Annotated in this window: 13 protein-coding genes; 3 read left to right on the top strand and 10 right to left on the bottom strand. The window is 71.5% G+C overall.

The window, feature by feature from the left end; genetic code table 11:
- Positions 1 to 17: 17 nt before the first annotated feature.
- From LJ657_RS27650 to LJ657_RS27605, 10 genes are all read right to left on the bottom strand, one after another.
- Positions 18 to 1,673: an aromatic amino acid ammonia-lyase gene (locus LJ657_RS27650; protein WP_232651467.1), complete on the bottom strand. Its 1,656-nt coding sequence runs from the start codon at positions 1,671 to 1,673 to the stop codon at positions 18 to 20.
- Positions 1,674 to 1,708: 35 nt separating this feature from the next.
- Complete coding sequence (locus tag LJ657_RS27645; protein ID WP_232651466.1) at positions 1,709 to 2,761, bottom strand: acyl-CoA synthetase family protein; 1,053 nt, start codon at positions 2,759 to 2,761, stop codon at positions 1,709 to 1,711.
- A gap of 79 nt (positions 2,762 to 2,840) precedes the next feature.
- Positions 2,841 to 3,581 carry an SDR family NAD(P)-dependent oxidoreductase gene (locus LJ657_RS27640; RefSeq protein WP_232651465.1) on the bottom strand — a complete coding sequence of 247 codons (741 nt, stop codon included), beginning with the start codon at positions 3,579 to 3,581 and terminating at the stop codon, positions 2,841 to 2,843.
- 144 nt (positions 3,582 to 3,725) lie between these two features.
- Positions 3,726 to 4,745 carry an acyl-CoA synthetase family protein gene (locus LJ657_RS27635; protein WP_232651464.1) on the bottom strand — a complete coding sequence of 340 codons (1,020 nt, stop codon included), beginning with the start codon at positions 4,743 to 4,745 and terminating at the stop codon, positions 3,726 to 3,728.
- A complete protein-coding gene (locus tag LJ657_RS27630; protein ID WP_232651463.1) occupies positions 4,742 to 5,113 on the bottom strand; it encodes an acyl carrier protein in 372 nt (123 codons plus the stop codon). Before LJ657_RS27630 ends, LJ657_RS27635 begins: the two co-directional genes overlap by 4 nt.
- Positions 5,100 to 5,546 carry a hypothetical protein gene (locus tag LJ657_RS27625; RefSeq protein ID WP_232651462.1) on the bottom strand — a complete coding sequence of 149 codons (447 nt, stop codon included), beginning with the start codon at positions 5,544 to 5,546 and terminating at the stop codon, positions 5,100 to 5,102. The genes LJ657_RS27630 and LJ657_RS27625 overlap by 14 nt, the downstream gene beginning before the upstream one ends.
- A gap of 10 nt (positions 5,547 to 5,556) precedes the next feature.
- The gene (locus tag LJ657_RS27620; protein ID WP_232651461.1) at positions 5,557 to 7,287 is read right to left on the bottom strand and encodes a prenyltransferase/squalene oxidase repeat-containing protein; all 1,731 of its coding nucleotides are present in this window, start codon (positions 7,285 to 7,287) and stop codon (positions 5,557 to 5,559) included.
- Complete coding sequence (locus tag LJ657_RS27615) at positions 7,284 to 8,609, bottom strand: phenylacetate--CoA ligase family protein (protein WP_232651460.1); 1,326 nt, start codon at positions 8,607 to 8,609, stop codon at positions 7,284 to 7,286. The genes LJ657_RS27620 and LJ657_RS27615 overlap by 4 nt, the downstream gene beginning before the upstream one ends.
- Entirely contained in the window at positions 8,606 to 10,006 is a 1,401-nt protein-coding gene (locus LJ657_RS27610) for an aldehyde dehydrogenase family protein (protein WP_232651459.1), read from the bottom strand. Before LJ657_RS27610 ends, LJ657_RS27615 begins: the two co-directional genes overlap by 4 nt.
- 67 nt (positions 10,007 to 10,073) lie before the next feature.
- Positions 10,074 to 11,153 carry a 3-deoxy-7-phosphoheptulonate synthase gene (locus LJ657_RS27605; protein WP_232651458.1) on the bottom strand — a complete coding sequence of 360 codons (1,080 nt, stop codon included), beginning with the start codon at positions 11,151 to 11,153 and terminating at the stop codon, positions 10,074 to 10,076.
- A gap of 368 nt (positions 11,154 to 11,521) precedes the next feature.
- On the opposite strand from LJ657_RS27605, the gene LJ657_RS27600 reads away from it, so the two are divergent.
- The 3 genes from LJ657_RS27600 (at position 11,522) to LJ657_RS27585 (ending at position 15,498) form a co-directional block, all read left to right on the top strand.
- Positions 11,522 to 12,988, top strand: a complete 1,467-nt coding sequence (locus tag LJ657_RS27600; RefSeq protein ID WP_232651457.1) for a GuaB1 family IMP dehydrogenase-related protein — start codon at positions 11,522 to 11,524, stop codon at positions 12,986 to 12,988.
- A 544-nt stretch (positions 12,989 to 13,532) separates the two neighbouring features.
- Complete coding sequence (locus tag LJ657_RS27590) at positions 13,533 to 15,035, top strand: amino acid permease (RefSeq protein WP_232651456.1); 1,503 nt, start codon at positions 13,533 to 13,535, stop codon at positions 15,033 to 15,035.
- A gap of 10 nt (positions 15,036 to 15,045) precedes the next feature.
- Positions 15,046 to 15,498 carry an Lrp/AsnC family transcriptional regulator gene (locus LJ657_RS27585; protein WP_232651455.1) on the top strand — a complete coding sequence of 151 codons (453 nt, stop codon included), beginning with the start codon at positions 15,046 to 15,048 and terminating at the stop codon, positions 15,496 to 15,498.
- Positions 15,499 to 15,605: the final 107 nt, after the last annotated feature.

Here is a 15,605-nt window from a genome sequence, read left to right as displayed (position 1 = left end):
GCGGTGCTTCGATGTCGTCAGGCGGGTTCGGTGAGGTGGGCTCGGTCCGCGGGGACCTCGTCGCCGAACCCGGCGGCGCGCCGCAGGGCACCGCTCCCGATCAGGCCGGCCACGGCCTCGATGTCCTCGTCCAGCCTGCGATCACGGCTGACGAAGGCGCTGTGCCTCCTGATGAGTTCGTGCGCCGCACGGACGGCCGGGGCCGCCCGTTCGACTCCTCGCAGGTCGATGGCCTGGGCGAGGGCGAGCAGATGGATGGCCGCCACCTCGCGCACCAGGCCGCCCACGGTGCGCGCGTCACGGGCGGCGATGGGGCCCATGCTGACGATGTCCTGGTTGTGCGCTTCCGTTGAGCGTGAGAACACCGACGCCGGCCCTGTCCGTCCGAGTGCCTCGGCGGTGACGGCCGAGGCCGCGATCTGCATCCCTTTGAACCCGTGGTGCAGCCCCGCCTCAGGATCGTCCGGGCGGCGTGCGAGGACCAGGTTCGGCGGCAGCCCCTCGTTGAACTTCTCGTCCACGACGAGCGCGAGCTGACGGTCGAGCAGATTGGCCAGCCCCGCCACCGCCGTCTTGAGACTGTCCATCGCCTGCCCGACGTGCCCCGCGTAGAAGTTCCCTCCGAGGTGGAGTCCGGATTCCTCGACGTCGAACAGGGGATTGTCGGTGGCGGAGTTGATCTCGGTGCCGAGCCACTTCTCCGTCCAGTCGAGCGTGTCCCGGACGATGCCGATGATCTGCGGTGCACAGCGCACCGAGTACTTGTCCTGGATCCGCTCGTTCAGCCGGAGGCAACCGCGCCCGGCGAGCCGCTCGCGGCGCACCAGGATGTCCTCGAAGGACGTCGCGAGCCGTGACCCCGCCAGCAGGGTACGGACGACCCTGGCGGACTCGACTTGGCCGGCGTGCGGTTTGGCCGCGTGGACGAAAGGATGCAGCGCCGACGCGTTGCCGTGCAGGGCCTCCAGGGCCATGGCGGTCGCGAGTTCGGCGACGAACGTCAGCTCCCGGGCTTCCGCGGCGGCGAGGACCGCGTACGCGGCGGTGAAGGAGGTGCCGTTGATCAGGGCGATGCCCTCCTTGGGCGCGAGCCGCAGCGGCTCGATGCCCTCGTCGCGCAGGGCGTCGGGCGCCGGACGCACGGTGCCGCGGTGCAGGACCCGCCCTTCGCCGATCAGGGCCGCGGCCAGGTAGCACAGCGGCACCAGGTCGCCGCTGGCGCCGACCGAACCGCGTTCGGGAATCAGCGGCAGAACGTCGCGGCGCAGACACTCCAGGAGTGTCGCGACCGTCTGCGGCCGGATCGCCGAGACGCCCTTGGCCAGCGCGTTGGCCCTGATGATCATGGTCGCCCGGGCGACCTCCGGCACGGCCGCCGGTCCCGTGCCGTTGAGGTGGTAGAGCACGAGATTGCGCTGGAGCTCGTGCGCCTTGTCCGGCGAGATCTGCCGGACACAGCTGTCGCCGAAGCCCGTGGTCACGCCGTAGACGGGGATCTCCCCGTCCAGCAGCGTGTCTTTGAGCCTGACGGAAGCCTCCATCGGCCCGACGGCCGCGGCAGCGAGCGTGACCCGGGTGTCGCCGTCGTCACGGCGGGCGGCCGCGCCGACCGACGACGGCGAGAGGCCGGTCCCGTCGAGTTCCAGGTGCCGGACGGTGGTCATGTGAGGCATGACTACTGCTCCTCCCTCCTGCGAGCGGAGCGTCCCTAGTAGACGCCCTCGACGAGCTTGCGGCCGTCCGCTTCGGCGAGCGGCCGGACGTTGCGCAGGGAGTCCCCGACTCCCGTGGGGCTGGGGACCCGTACGGCCAGGTCGCGTTCGAGGCTGTTGGGCACGAGGCCGTACTCGGTCAGGTGGTTCATGACCACGGCCCCCTCCGAGCCGAACTCGACCGGCCGGCCCGAGGAGGGATCGACAACCCGGTACAGGACGAACGGGGCGTACGAGTCGAAGACCACGTCGCCGGTGCCCTCCGGGTCGGGGCGCTGCACGGTGCCGCTGAGGACGGAGGTGCTGCCGTACGACCCCCTGAAGCGCGCCTTGGGGAAGAACTCCGTGGACAGGTAGTCCAGGGTGTCGGCGTCCATGTGCGCTCCGGTCCAGATCACCAGGCGGACCTTCTCCTGGATCAGCGCGCGGACCTCGGCCCGTTCGGCCAGGCGGGCCAGGAGCGGTGGCGTGGTGATCAGGAACGCGATGTCCTGCGAGCGCAGGATCAGCTCGGCCTGGTCGACGAGGTGGTCGACGTAGGCGCCGGCGGCGGCGGTGTCCCCGGCGGCCATGAGACGCTTCACCCAGCGGGGATCCAGGTCGATGGAGAACCGGATCCCGCCCCTGGCCCGGGCGATCCTCCTGGAGTACTCGCCGAGCATGTGGGGGCCGCTGGGCGCCACGGCCAGCGTGTGTCCCGTGCCGTCGTCGGGGTGGTGGGAGTCCTCCCAGGCCATGTACCGGTCGAACCAGCTCTCGAACATGACGAAGCGCTTGGGGGCACCGGTGGTGCCACCGCTCTCGTACACGGCGGTCACCTCCTCCGTCGGATCCAGGCCGCGGGGGATCAGGTCCTCGACCGGAACGTCCCGGAGTTCGTCCACCAGGTTGGGGAACCTCAGCAGATCGTCGACGCAGCGCACGTCCTCGACCGGGTCGAACCCCAGCCGGTCGCGGCGCTCCAGCCAGTAACGGGAACCCGTGGCCGGGTCGAAGTGCCAGCGCATCATGGCGCGGACGTGTGCGTCGGCCTGTTCGCGGGAGTTCATGGCAGGTCACCGTGCTTTCTCGGGTCGGGGGCGACGGGGGGAAGGTCGAAGAAGGGGGCGTGGACGCCGGCCGGGCACGTCAAACGCCGTGCGAAGAGCCGCCGTTGAGCTGGAGAATCTGTGAGGTGAGGTAGCCACCGGCCTTCGAGCACAGGTAGAAACCGAGTTCCGCCACGTCCGCCGGGGCTCCCGCGCGTCCCAGCGCGGTCTGCCGGACGAGCATGGTCTCCCGCGCGGCCGGGAGGCTGCCGCCGAAGAGGTCGGTGTCGGCTACGTATCCGGGCGCGATCGCGTTGGCGCTGATGCCGCGCGGCCCCAGGCGCGTCGCGAGGGTGTGGACGTAACTGTGGAGGGCCGCCTTCGCGGCGCCGTACCCGCCCGTCCCACCGGATCCCCGGTAGGCGGCGATCGAGCTGTACAGCACGATGCTGCCGCCGTCGGTCATCAGGGGGAGCAGGCCCTCCACGGCGACGACGGAGGTCATGACGTTCGACCGGTACGCCTCCTGCCATTCCGTCAGGGCCGGCCCGACATCGCCGTCGTCGTTGTCCCCGGGCGCCGGGACCGCGCCCGCGCAGCACAGCAGTCCGCCGAGGGGCAGTTCCGCCGCACCGGCACGGTCGCGCAGGATCCCGGCCGACTCCGCGTCGGACATGTCGAGGACGAGCGGTTCCACGTCCGCTCCCGGCACGCTCGACTCGATCTCACGCGCCGCCTGTGCGAGCCGCTTCTCCTGACGCGCGATCAGGATCACCTTGTCGTCGTTCTCGGCGAACCGCTTCGCCGTGGCCTTGCCGATGCCGGCGCTCGCGCCGGTCACCACGATCAACCTGGACAGAGTCGAACCCTCCAATGATTCGTCGTGTCGAAAGGGAGCGGGTTTTTTGGGAGGTGCCGGATCTCCGGCAGACCGATCCGATTTCCGGAACGGGATGCGGCGGACGGCTGGAGATGCGGCGGACGGCTAGAGATGCGCCAGCAGCGCATCACGGTCCGGTTTTCCGGTCGGCGTCCGTGGAATGTCAGCCACTTCCACGATCCGGGACGGCCCCGGGAAATCCCGGAGGGCCGCCCTGATGTCCGCCACGTCCACGGCGTGGCTTCGAGGGGAGAAGAAGACCACGTATCCCTCTCCGGCGATCGAGTCCTCGGGCAGCGGCAGCGCGGCGCATTCCATCCTGGGCAGGAGGGCGCTCAGCCGCTCGTCGACCCCGGCGAGATGAACCTTGACCCCGTTCACCTTGATGAGGGAACTGCTGCGTCCGATGAGCCGGAAGGCACTGGGGCCGGTGAATTCCACCAGGTCGCCCGTGGCCCACCGGTCGGGCGGCCGTGTTCCGCTCTCCGGTCGGGCCAGGCGTGGGCTGCGGACCACCAGTTCCTCCGCCCCCGCGGGCGGCGGATCCGTGTCGCGGACGAAGGACACGTCGCTGAAGGCCTGCCACTGGCCGGCGTCGCCAGCCCCGGGGAGGATCGGCCGGTGGGCGACGCCCCCGGTCTCGGTCGACCCCAGGATCTCGTGCGCCCGCAGCAGTGGGGCGGCTCGGCGGACCAGCCCCCGGGCGGCGGGTGGCGGGGCAGCCGAGCTGTGCAGGGCGACGACCGAGCGCGCGCGTTCCAGCACCGGCAGGCCGCGGCGCAGCAGGTCCCAGGCCATCGGGATGCAGACGGCCAGGACCCTCTCGCCGGGCCGGACCGGCAGGGGCGCGAACGGGTCGGTCCACGCCTGGTGGACGGGGACCTCCGCCATGTGCGGCAGCCACTGCCCGAACAGGGCGCCGAACAGGTGCCGCGGCGGGGCGTAGTTGACCACGCGGTCGACCGTGCCGACGAGACCGGTGCCGACCAGTTCCACCTCACGCTCCATCTGGCGCGGAAGCCGGAACCAGCGCTGTGCCGCTCCGGTACTGCCGGAGGTGTCGAAGTGGATCTCCCCGTGGCCCCCGGTGCGGGAGCCCGCCGTACGAGCCGTCGCGTCCGTCATGCCGCCTGGTCCTCGATGCTCTCGCGCACGTACTCGACGGTCCGGCCCAGGGTGCTGAACCAGTGGCGAACGTCGTCGCCGACGAAGTCGACCTCGATGCCGAACTCGTGCTCGACGGCGTTGACGTACTCGAGGGCCGCGAGACTGTCGAACCCCGGCAGCGCGTCGGTGAGGTCCGCGTCCGTGGCCAGTGACTTGGCGGCATCGCCGAAGCGCCTGTCGAGGACCGCCCGGACGCGCGCGCCGATCTCGGCGCGGTCGGCGGCGAGTTCGGGGGTGCCGCCGGCGGTCCGGTCCGTGGTCTGCGCCGGGGTCTGTGCTGCGGTCTGTGCCGGGGTCTGTGCCGTGGTCTGGTCAGTGGTGTGCATGTCGGAGACCTTTCTCTTGTCCGCGGTCGGCCGTTTGCCGGCCGCCGCTCGTCATCGCCCCCGAGTCCAGGTGGAAGACCCGGTCGGGCCGGGTGGGTTCGAACCGGACCATCAGGTGGGCGGTGTCGGCGTCGAGACCGAGCGCCTCCCGGATCTCCTCGGCCAGCTCGGCCCGGTACGCGTGGTCGCGGTCGGGATGGACGTGGCACACGACGGCCGCCCAACGGGCGTGCCTGCCCTGGCTCGCGTCGTCCTGGTAGGTCGTCTGTGGCATCCCGCCGGCGAAGTACGTCATGGGCTCGTCCGTGCGGAAGGAGACGACGACGTGAGCGGCGTTCGAACCGTGTGCCGCCATCCACCGGGTGAGGCGCAGCGCGGCCTTCAGCCGGGCGGAGGGGGTCAGCGGGGTGCTGTTCACTTCGACGGTCGGCACGATGCGCCTTTCACGAGAGGGTCAGCGGGGGCAGTGCCTGCCGCTCGGGCGACAGCCGCAGCTCCAGACGCCGCCCCAGGCAGTCCGCGAGCGGGCCGCCGCTCGTCGCCATCAGCGGGGTCCAGGCGAATCCGGCGTCCGGTGCGCGCACGCTGTCCAGGAACTTCGTCAGATGGCCCGCGTCCCACTGGAGGCCGAACGTGTCCGCAGCCAGCACTGCTTCGTAGGTGCTCAGCAGATCGGGGACCCGGTTGCCCTCGTTCGCGAATCCGCCGCCGCGGACCCGGTGCCGGGCGAGCGCCTCGGCGACGAGGGCGCTGTCGGCCCCGGCCGCCCGGTTCAGCGCCCTGAGCGCCTGCAGGGTGCTGCGCAGCGCGGCCCGGCCGCCGGGCACGTTGGCGTACTCGCCGGGTGCGGTCGCACAGTCCCCCACGAACCCGGCCACGTCCCGCAGGCCGGCGGCGCCGGAGGTCCCGCCCGTCCGGTGCAGGATCTCGGCGGCCGCGCACGTCGACACCATGTCCGACGCGCGGCCCTCCCAGTACCCGAATCCGCCGTCGGGGTTCTGGATGGCACCGGTGAGCCAGTCCGCGATGCGGTCGCGGGCCGGGGCGTCGTCCTCGAACGCCCCCGCCGACAGGGCCCAGAGGGTGCACCGCACCTCACTGCCCCGGCCGGGCATGTACATGATTCCGTTCTCGTTCGGCAGCACGCAGCTCTCCGTCCACCGCAGGGCGTCGTGCTCGCCGGTGTCCGAGAAGCGGCGGGCCATCAGGTGGGCGGAGGTGGTGAGCACGTCCGAGGCGAGCGCGGGAGTGCGATAGGTGAAGCCGCCCTGCTCCGTGCGGAAGGACAGCACCGTCTCGACCACACCGTCGGCGACGCCGTCGATCGGGGCCCCCAGTTCGCGCAGTGCTCCCACCCCGCAGAACGCGGCCCACACGTCCGGCACGGGGTAGCCCGGCCAACGGGTGAACGATCCGCCAGGCTCCAGCCGGTCGAGGATCCAGGCCACACAGCCCGCCGGGTCCCGCGGGGTCTCGTCGAGCCGGCTCAGGGCGCTGCTGGCCCGGAACGTGGCCCACAGGCAGTCCGTCTCGTCGCCCGCCCCGAAGGTGAACCCGCCCGCCGTGCTCTGCCGGTCCCTCAGCCAGCCCGTCAGCCGCTCGCGGTCCCACGGCAGCGGGCCCCGGCCGCCGGTGGCCGTGTGCCAGGCGGTCACCGCGTAGTAGCAGGCCCGCACGTCGCAGGCGCCGTCCTTCGCATGGGCCGGGCTCCAGGCCAGTCCGCCGTCCTCGGCCTGCAGGGCCGCCAGCCAGTCGAACAGCGCCTTCGGCGGCTGCTCGCCGTAGATCTCCACGAGGGTGCGTACGGCGTAGTAGGTGGCCCACACGTCCGATGCCTGACCGGGGGTCATCGCGAACCCCCCGTCCGGGTGGGCGGCGCTCCACACCCAGGCGGAGCTCTTGGCGCCGGCCCCGGCCCGGTCGCCGGTGCGCAGATCCGCCATGGCCTGGGTGCAGTAGTAGGTGGCCCAGGCGTCGGAGCTCATGCCGGGCGACCACGCGAACCCGCCGTCGGAGTTCTGCCGCGAGGCGAGGAAACCGGCGGCGGCCTGTGGGTCCGGCAGGTCGCCGGCGCGGTCGAGCCAGCGCAGGGTCCGCACGGCCGCGTAGGTGCACCACAGGTCGGACTCCCCGGAGACGACCCCGGAGGAGCCGTGCAGCACGTCGTACGTCATGTCGGCACCACCTCGCCGACCACGCGGAAGTTGGAGCGCTTCCAGCTCTTCTGGGAACCGCCGCTCTTCGTCGTCACCGGCAGCCGGTTGACGAAGCGGACCTCGTCCCACCGGAAGCCGAGGTGCTCGTCCGTGCGCCGCTGGATGAGGTCGTTCCTGGCGGCCTCGGCGTCCCGGTCCGTGCCCGGGTCGCGCTCCAGCAGCAGCCGGGCCCAGGTGCCGCCCTCGTCGACCTCGATCAGGTAGCCCATGACCTCGCCGCCGGCGTAGACGAGGCCTTCGAGGTCGCGGGTGCGAACCCGGCTGCCCTTGATCTCGGTTCCGTCGCCGCCCCGTCCGTGGACCGTCACCACGAGGGTGTCCTCACCGCAGGGGCAGCCGTCGCTCAGGGAGACCTCGTCGCCCATGTCGAGGCGGATCAGGGGACGGGCGTCGTTGTTGAGGGGGGTCACGACGAGCCGGCCCTCGCGTCCGGCCTGGGCCGGTGCGATGCCGTCCTCGTCCGCGATCTCGAAGTAGTTGGCCCCGCGCAGCAGATGCAGCCGGTCCCGCGCACAGCACGCGGCCAGTGTGCCGCTCTCCGTACTGCCGTAACTGGCGTCGTAGGCCCGCGCGTTCCACCAGCGTCCGGCCATGGTGCGCAGCTCGGGAGTGCTCACCTCCCCGAGCAGCATGAGGAGTTCGACGGACTCGCTCAACCGGTCCAGCAGGCCGCGCCGCTTGACGACCTGGGAGAACTCCAGCAGCACACCGGGCGCCACGAACAGCACGGTCGGCCGGAACACCTCCCACAGCCCGAGGATGCGGTCCCAGTCGGAGATGCCGGTGGTGTACGGATACGCCTTGACGTGGGGAATCCCCAGGAACTCGCAGACGCCGACCATCAGATCGGCCACGGGCACGATGTCCGAGGGCAGCAGGATCAGTGCGCGGTGATCGCCGTCCGCCAGCAGCGCGCGCCAGGTCTCGGCGACGGACACGGTGTTGGCGATCATGTCCTGCGCCGTGCGGGGCGTGGGCGTGGGAGCCCCCGTCGTCCCCGTGGTCTGGTAGTACTTCAACCCCTCGTCGACCGGTACCCGCAGATAGTCGAGCGGCCGGCTCTTGAGGTCGTCCTTCGAGGTCGCGCCCCGGTCGAGGAAGGCCGGCATCGAGAACGCGCCGAGCGAGGCGTAGGCGGGCGTCTGCTCCGCGCGGTGCCAGACACCGGCCAGCTTCGACGCGTAGAAGGCGTCGTCCGAGGGGGACGCCCGGCGGTGAGCGGCCACCTCCTGCTGTATCCGCTCCATGAAGTCGAGGTCGCTACGGGAATTGATCTTCATGTTTCACTCCTGTTCTGCCGGGGTGCGGCGGTCCGTCCGTCCAGGGCCAGTCCCCTGGCGCGCATCAGGAACTCGCCGAGAAACCCGTCGTGCGGTACGTCCGGATGGGTCCACGAGGTCGGCCTGCCCCGGTGGATGTTGGAGACCGAGGCGAGCTCCGAGGCCTCGGCGACCAGCCCTGGGTCCTCGGTGTGCAGCGCCAGCACCAGGGAGCCGTCGAGCACGTCCACGGCGGCGCGCTCGAACGGCGCGACCCACACGCAGGGGAAGGGCATCTCGTGCGACAGCAGCGGGTCCCTCGCGGAGCCCAGCTCCACCACCGCGGGCGTCACCGCCACCGGTGAGCCCTCGCCGTCGAGTCGTTCGACACGCGGCGCCAGATGCACGGTCGCCTCCGACGCCCGGTCCAGGACCGCCGCCACCAGCCGGGCGGCGGTGTCCTCGGGCATGCACGGCAGGAGGGCCTGGTCGTCCGGCGGAGGGGCCGGCGCCACGGTGCCGAGCGCGGCGGCCAGTGCGGCGGCGAACCCCGCCGGATCGTGTTCGACGAGCACACCCGTGGTCGCGGTGCACGCGGTTCCCGCGTGGTACAGCGCGCCCGTGCGGGCGAGTTCGAGTCCGGTGCGCCGGTCCGCGTCGGCGGTCACCACCAGTTTCGAGCGGCCCGGCCCCTGGAGCCGGACGTCCGCGCGGTCGCGGTACCTGTCGACGACGTCCTGGCCGCCGTACACCACGGCGCGGTCCGAGCGCTCGACGATCAGGTGGGCCGTGGCGTGGTCGCAGGGCGCCATGACCAGCTGGGTCGCCGGGACCCCGGCCTCCCGCAGGGCGCTGACCAGTCGCAGCGGGGTCAGCGGGTCGCGGTTGGAGGGGCGGACGACGACGCGGTAGCCGAGGACCAGCGCCTCCGGCCACATGGCGTGCACTCCCGGGCTGTTGCCGGCCGCCTGCACGGCGAGGACGTCTCCGGCGCGGCGCCACACGGCGCCGGCCCACGGCGCGTCCGGCACGGCGGTGCCGAGGGGCGCGCAGCCCGTGGGCCGGGCCGCGCTGGGCATCCGTACCGGATCGCGCAGGGTCGTCGTGATGAGCCGGTCGCACTCGCGTACGACGGGCAGGGGTGTGCCCGTCAGTTCCGAGACCCGCCGCTCGTGGGCCTGAAGTCCCTCTCCCAGGACCTCGTGGTTCTCGAAGACGTCGGCGGCCTTGCCGAGGATGTCCGCCATCTCCACGGCGGGCAGCGGCGCGGCGGCGCGCAGCTGGTCGATCCAGTGGGAGACGGCCAGGCCCGGCACGGCCGACAGCTGGAGTGCCGGGGTGCCCGAAGCGCCGGGCACGGTGATGCGGTTCCGCGTCCGGTAGGGTCCGGCCGGACCCAGCGCGGGTATGTCCAGCATGCTCGCTCTCCTGTTCCTTGCGGCGAGGGGCGTGCGGGTGAGGTGCGCGGCGTGCGGAGACGGCGCGTCAGGGCGCGACGGCCGTCACGGCGCGGCGCCTGCGGGCCGCGGCCGCGAGATCGTGGAGCACCTCGACGGTGGTGTCCCATCCCATGCACGAGTCGGTGATGCTCTGGCCGAACACCGGCTCACCGGGCCCGAGTTCCTGGCGCCCGGGGATCAGGAAGCCCTCCAGCATGACGCCGCGGATGTCCGTGTCGCCGCTCGCGACCTGAGCCCCGATCTCGCGGGCGACCAGGGCCTGTCGTTCGTGGTCCTTGCCGCTGTTGCCGTGGCTCGCGTCGATGACCAGGCCGGTCGGCAGCGCCGCCGCGGACAGCAGTCGGGCCGCCTCGCGGACATCCGCAGCCCGGTAGTTGGGCCGGCCCGCCGCGCCTCGCAGCACCACGTGGCAGTCGGGGTTTCCGCTCGTGCGCAGGGTCACCGGGCCGCCCTCCCGGTCGTGGCCGAGATAGGCGTGCGGGGCTGCCGCCGACCGGATGGCGTCGACGGCGACCCCCACCGAGCCGGTGCTGCCGTTCTTCATGCCCACCGGCATGGGAAGACCGGACGCCAGCTGCCGGTGCACCTGGCTCTCCACGGTCCGCGCGCCGATGGCCCCCCAGGAGATCAGGTCGGCCAGGTAGGCCGGAGCCGCCGGGCTCAGCCACTCCGTCGCGATGGGCAGGCCCACCTCGGCGATCTCCAGCATGAGCGTGCGGACGGTACGAAGCCCTCGTTCGAGATCCAGGCTGCCGTCCAGCGCCGGGTCGGCGAGCAGTCCCGTCCAGCCGACCGTCGTGCGGGGCTTCTCGACGTACACCCGCATGACCACCGCCAGGTCCTCGGCGAGTTCGCCGGCCAGTTCGCGCAGCGACTTCGCATACGCCAGTCCGGCGTTCACGTCGTGGATCGAGCACGGTCCGACCACGGCGAGCAGACGGTCGTCGTCCCCGCTCAGCACACGGCGGGCCGTGCGGCGACCGGCGCTCACCGAACGGACCGCGTCCCCCGTCAGCGGCAGAGCGCTCAGCAGTTCCTCGGGGGTGCTCGCCGAATGCGTGCGGCACTGCCCACCGATGTCCGCCGACGAGAGGGCTTCGGCCACGGAATCGGCTTCTGCTTCGGTCGGTATGTGGAGACTCTGCATCGTTCCTCAATTCGTTCTACTCAGCGCGAAATCCGTGCGTCGGCAACGAAAAGGCGGATGGGAATGGCATGTTGCGGCCGCGCCGCGGTATATCCGTCCGGCGGCCACATGAATTACCGTGCCGCAGCCCGGAGCCGGGCCGCCAGCCGTCGCGCGTGCAGCAAGTTGTTGTGCACGTAGCTGCATGGGTAATGTTCTGTCGTAAGGCAGGTTCCTGCCCGGCACGGCAGCCCCCGTACCTCCTTGGAGGAATACATGATCGCGGGGGTGTTTTGTTGTGTCTTCGTGGGAGTGACCTGCGTCATGTCGCGTGAAAAAATGGGTCCATGCGTTTTCTCGAGGCCGGCACCGGTCGCCACGTAGAGTCATCTCCGGTTTCCTACGACCTGACGTACGACGACGTCTTCATGGTCCCGAGCCGCAGTGCGGTCGGCTCGCGGCAGGGTGTGGACCTCGGCTCCCCGGACGGTACGGGCACCACGATCCCGCTGGTCGTCGCCAACATGACCGCCATCGCCGGCCGCCGCATGGCCGAGACGATGGCCCGGCGCGGTGGCCTCGTCGTCATCCCCCAGGACATTCCGATCGAGGTCGTCACCGAGGTCGTCTCCTGGGTGAAGAGCCGCCATCACGTCCTGGACACCCCGATCGTGCTGGCCCCGCACCAGACCGTCGCCGACGCACTGGCCCTGCTGCCCAAGCGCGCACACAACGCCGGCGTGGTCGTCGACGAGGACGGCCGGCCGGTCGGCGTCGTCACCGACCAGGACCTGACCGGCGTGGACCGCTTCACGCAGCTCGAGGTCGTCATGTCCCGGGATCTGCTGCTCCTGGACGCCGACATCGACCCGCGTGAGGCGTTCAACCGGCTCGACCACGCCAACCGCCGCTACGCGCCCGCCGTCGACACGGACGGCAAGCTCGCCGGCATCCTCACCCGCAAGGGCGCCCTGCGCGCCACGCTGTACACGCCCGCCGTGGACGCGCAGGGCAAGCTGCGCATCGCCGCCGCCGTCGGCATCAACGGCGATGTCGCGGGCAAGGCCAAGCAGCTGCTCGACGCGGGCGTGGACACGCTCGTCATCGACACGGCGCACGGCCACCAGGAGTCGATGATCAGCGCGATCAAGGTGGTGCGCGCCCTCGACCCGCAGGTCCCGATCGTCGCCGGCAACATCGTCGCCGCCGAGGGCGTGCGCGACCTGATCGAGGCGGGCGCGGACATCATCAAGGTCGGAGTCGGTCCCGGTGCCATGTGCACGACCCGCATGATGACCGGCGTCGGCCGGCCCCAGTTCTCCGCGGTCCTGGAGTGCGCGGCCGAGGCGAAGAAGTACGGCAAGCACGTGTGGGCCGACGGCGGTGTCCGTCACCCGCGCGACGTCGCCATGGCGCTGGCGGCCGGCGCGTCGAACGTGATGGTCGGGTCGTGGTTCGCGGGCACCTACGAGTCCCCGGGCGACCTGCAGCAGGACGCGAACGGCCGCCTCTACAAGGAGTCGTTCGGGATGGCCTCCGCGCGTGCGGTCCGCAACCGCACGTCGGACGAGTCGGCGTACGACCGCGCCCGCAAGGCCCTGTTCGAGGAGGGCATCTCCACCTCCCGCATGTTCCTCGACCCGGCCCGCCCCGGCGTCGAGGATCTGATCGACTCGATCATCGCGGGCGTCCGCTCCTCCTGCACCTACGCCGGGGCGAACTCCCTGGCGGAGTTCGCCGAGAGGGCCGTGGTCGGCATCCAGAGCGCGGCCGGCTACGCGGAGGGCCAGCCGCTGCACGCCAGCTGGATCTGAGGCAACTCCCCTCTGTACGGCCCCCGTTGGTCCCTCGGGATGTTCGGGGGCCGTTCGCGGGTCCGGAGATCACCGTCTGACGGGCCGCCGATGTGGCGCTGCTCGACCAGTACATCCCTCGCCCGGAGGCACCTCGTTCCACGCCCGGCGCTTCGCCCGGCAGCAGGCGGGGGACTGCACGTCTCCGCTCGCCCGGCTGGACGGCCGGCCCGTAGGGCACACGGCGATGCGCTGGATCGGCCCCCGGCTGATCCGGGCGCGGGCGGCGCCGGGCGCGAGTGCGTCGACGCCCGCACCTTCCTGGTGAAGGAGCTGCCGTACGCAACGTCCGGCAGCCCCCGTGCAACGAACGCCCGCCGGGATGCGATGCACGCAACGATCTTGCACGTATGCGCAAGGTTGCTGCATTTCGCCTGCGAAGGCCCGGCCCGTAGGGTCATGCCCTGTACGTGGCGTGGCAGGGACCCCGCTCGGTGGGTTCCTGCTCGCGCGGGGGTGCCGCCGGTCCCCGCCGCGCTGACCGCAGTGACGAAGGAGTCAGCGCGTGCTCGACCAAGGCGCACCCCCGCAGGACCGCACCACGAACGCCCCGCCGCCTCCGGGCCTCGGCGCGCGCCTCATGCGTCGCAAGCCGGTGGAACGCCTGGTCGCGGAGGGCGGCCAGGGTGAGGGAGGGGTCCTGCGGCGCTCCCTCGGGCTGTGGCAGCTGACCATGATCAGCATCGGCGCCACCCTCGGCACCGGCATCTTCGTGGTCCTCGGAGAGGCCGTGCCGAAGGCCGGTCCCGCCGTCACCCTGTCCTTCGTGATCGCCGGTCTGACGGCGCTCTTGTCGGCCCTCTCGTATGCCGAGCTGGCGGGCACCATCCCGGTCGCCGGGTCCTCGTACTCGTACGCATACGCAACCATGGGCGAACTGATCGCCTGGATCTGCGGGTGGTGCCTGGTCCTGGAGTACGGCGTCTCGGTCGCCGCCGTGGCCGTCGGCTGGGGCGAGTACCTCAACGAACTGCTCGACGGGACCATAGGCGTCACCATCCCGGACGCCCTCTCCGCGCCGCCCGGCGACGGCGGCGTCTTCAACCTGCCCGCGCTGATCGTGGTCCTGCTGGCCATGGCGTTCCTGCTGGGCGGTGCCCGCGAGTCCGCGCGTGCCAACACCGTCATGGTCTGTGTGAAGATCGCCGCGCTGGTGCTGTTCTGCGCCATCGGAATCCAGGGCTTCAAGTCCGGGAACTACGCGCACTTCATGCCGCTCGGCATGGCGGGCGTGAGCGCGGCCGGTGCCACGCTCTTCTTCTCCTACATCGGCTTCGACGCCGCCTCCACCGCGGGTGAAGAGGCCAAGAACGCCCAGCGGGACCTGCCGCGGGCCATCATGCTCTCGCTCGTCATCGTCACCGCGCTGTACGTCCTCGTCGCCGCCGTCGCCGTCGGCGCGAAGCCCTGGCGCCGGTTCAACGACTCGGAGGCCGCGCTCGCCCAGATCATGCGCGACGTCACCGGTCAGTCCTTCTGGGGCACCCTGCTCGCCGCCTGCGCCGTCATCGCCATCGCCAGCGTCGTGCTGACCGTGCTCTACGGCCAGACCCGCATCCTCTTCGCGATGTCCCGGGACGGGCTGGTACCCAAGGTGTTCGGCAAGGTCCACCCGAAGACCGGCGCGCCCCGCGCCAACACGGTCATCGTCTCCCTGTTCTGCGGGGTCCTCGCCGCAGCCATCCCGCTCAGCCGGCTCGCGGACGCCACCAGCATCGGCACCCTCTTCGCCTTCGCCCTGGTCAACGTCGCAGTGGTCGTGCTGCGCCGGACCCGCCCGGCCATGCCCCGCACCTTCCGCGTGCCGCTCTCCCCGGTGCTGCCCGCCCTGGGCTTCGCGTTCTGCATCTGGATGATGGGCAGCCTGTCCGCCGTCACCTGGGTGGTCTTCGGGGTCTGGATGGCGGTCGGGCTCGTGTTCTACTTCGGGTACGGCCACCGCCGCTCCCGTCTTGCCACGCGAGAAGAGCTCGCGACTCCAGAAGTACTCGCAACTCCAGAGAAGTGAACCGCCAGCAGTGCTGAACGATCTCGACGAACGCATCGTGCACGCCCTCGCCGAGGACGCCCGCCGCTCCTACGCGGACATCGGGCAGCTCGTCGGCCTGTCCGCGCCCGCCGTGAAGCGGCGCGTGGACCGGCTGCGCGCCACCGGGGCCATCACCGGCTTCACCGTACGGGTGGATCCGGGCGCCCTCGGCTGGGAGACCGAGGGGTTCGTCGAGATCTACTGCCGGCACAACACCTCGCCCGAAGTCATCCGGCGAGGCCTGGAGCGCTACCAGGAGGTCGTGGCCGCCTCCACGGTCACCGGCGACGCGGACGCGATCGTGCAGGTCTTCGCCTCCGACATGCGGCACTTCGAACGGGTCCTGGAGCGCATCGCGGGGGAGCCCTTCGTCGAGCGCACCAAGTCCGTGCTGGTGCTGTCTCCGCTGCTGCGCCGCTTCTCGTCGGGATCACCCGCATAATCACCGGACGGGATCGCCGCACGCGCCTACCATCGGTGCCATGACCTGGCGACATTGATCCACCAGCCGTGCCTCCCGAGGGCCGCCTCGGACGCCGTACCCCCGGC

Source organism: Streptomyces guryensis, from assembly GCF_021261325.1.
Classification (GTDB): Bacteria; Actinomycetota; Actinomycetes; order Streptomycetales; family Streptomycetaceae; genus Streptomyces; species Streptomyces guryensis.
Note: the sequence above shows the minus strand (reverse complement) of the source record. Positions and strands in the feature narration are given on the sequence as shown.

Excerpts from the sequence above, each read along its gene's own strand:
- LJ657_RS27650 (WP_232651467.1), bottom strand. The coding sequence starts at position 1,673 with ATGCCTCACATGACCACCGTCCGGCACCTGGAACTCGACGGGACCGGC.
- LJ657_RS27630 (WP_232651463.1), bottom strand. The coding sequence starts at position 5,113 with ATGCACACCACTGACCAGACCACGGCACAGACCCCGGCACAGACCGCA.
- LJ657_RS27600 (WP_232651457.1), top strand. The coding sequence starts at position 11,522 with ATGCGTTTTCTCGAGGCCGGCACCGGTCGCCACGTAGAGTCATCTCCG.
- LJ657_RS27610 (WP_232651459.1), bottom strand. The coding sequence starts at position 10,006 with ATGCTGGACATACCCGCGCTGGGTCCGGCCGGACCCTACCGGACGCGG.
- LJ657_RS27635 (WP_232651464.1), bottom strand. The coding sequence starts at position 4,745 with ATGACGGACGCGACGGCTCGTACGGCGGGCTCCCGCACCGGGGGCCAC.
- LJ657_RS27615 (WP_232651460.1), bottom strand. The coding sequence starts at position 8,609 with ATGAAGATCAATTCCCGTAGCGACCTCGACTTCATGGAGCGGATACAG.
- LJ657_RS27620 (WP_232651461.1), bottom strand. The coding sequence starts at position 7,287 with ATGACGTACGACGTGCTGCACGGCTCCTCCGGGGTCGTCTCCGGGGAG.
- LJ657_RS27645 (WP_232651466.1), bottom strand. The coding sequence starts at position 2,761 with ATGAACTCCCGCGAACAGGCCGACGCACACGTCCGCGCCATGATGCGC.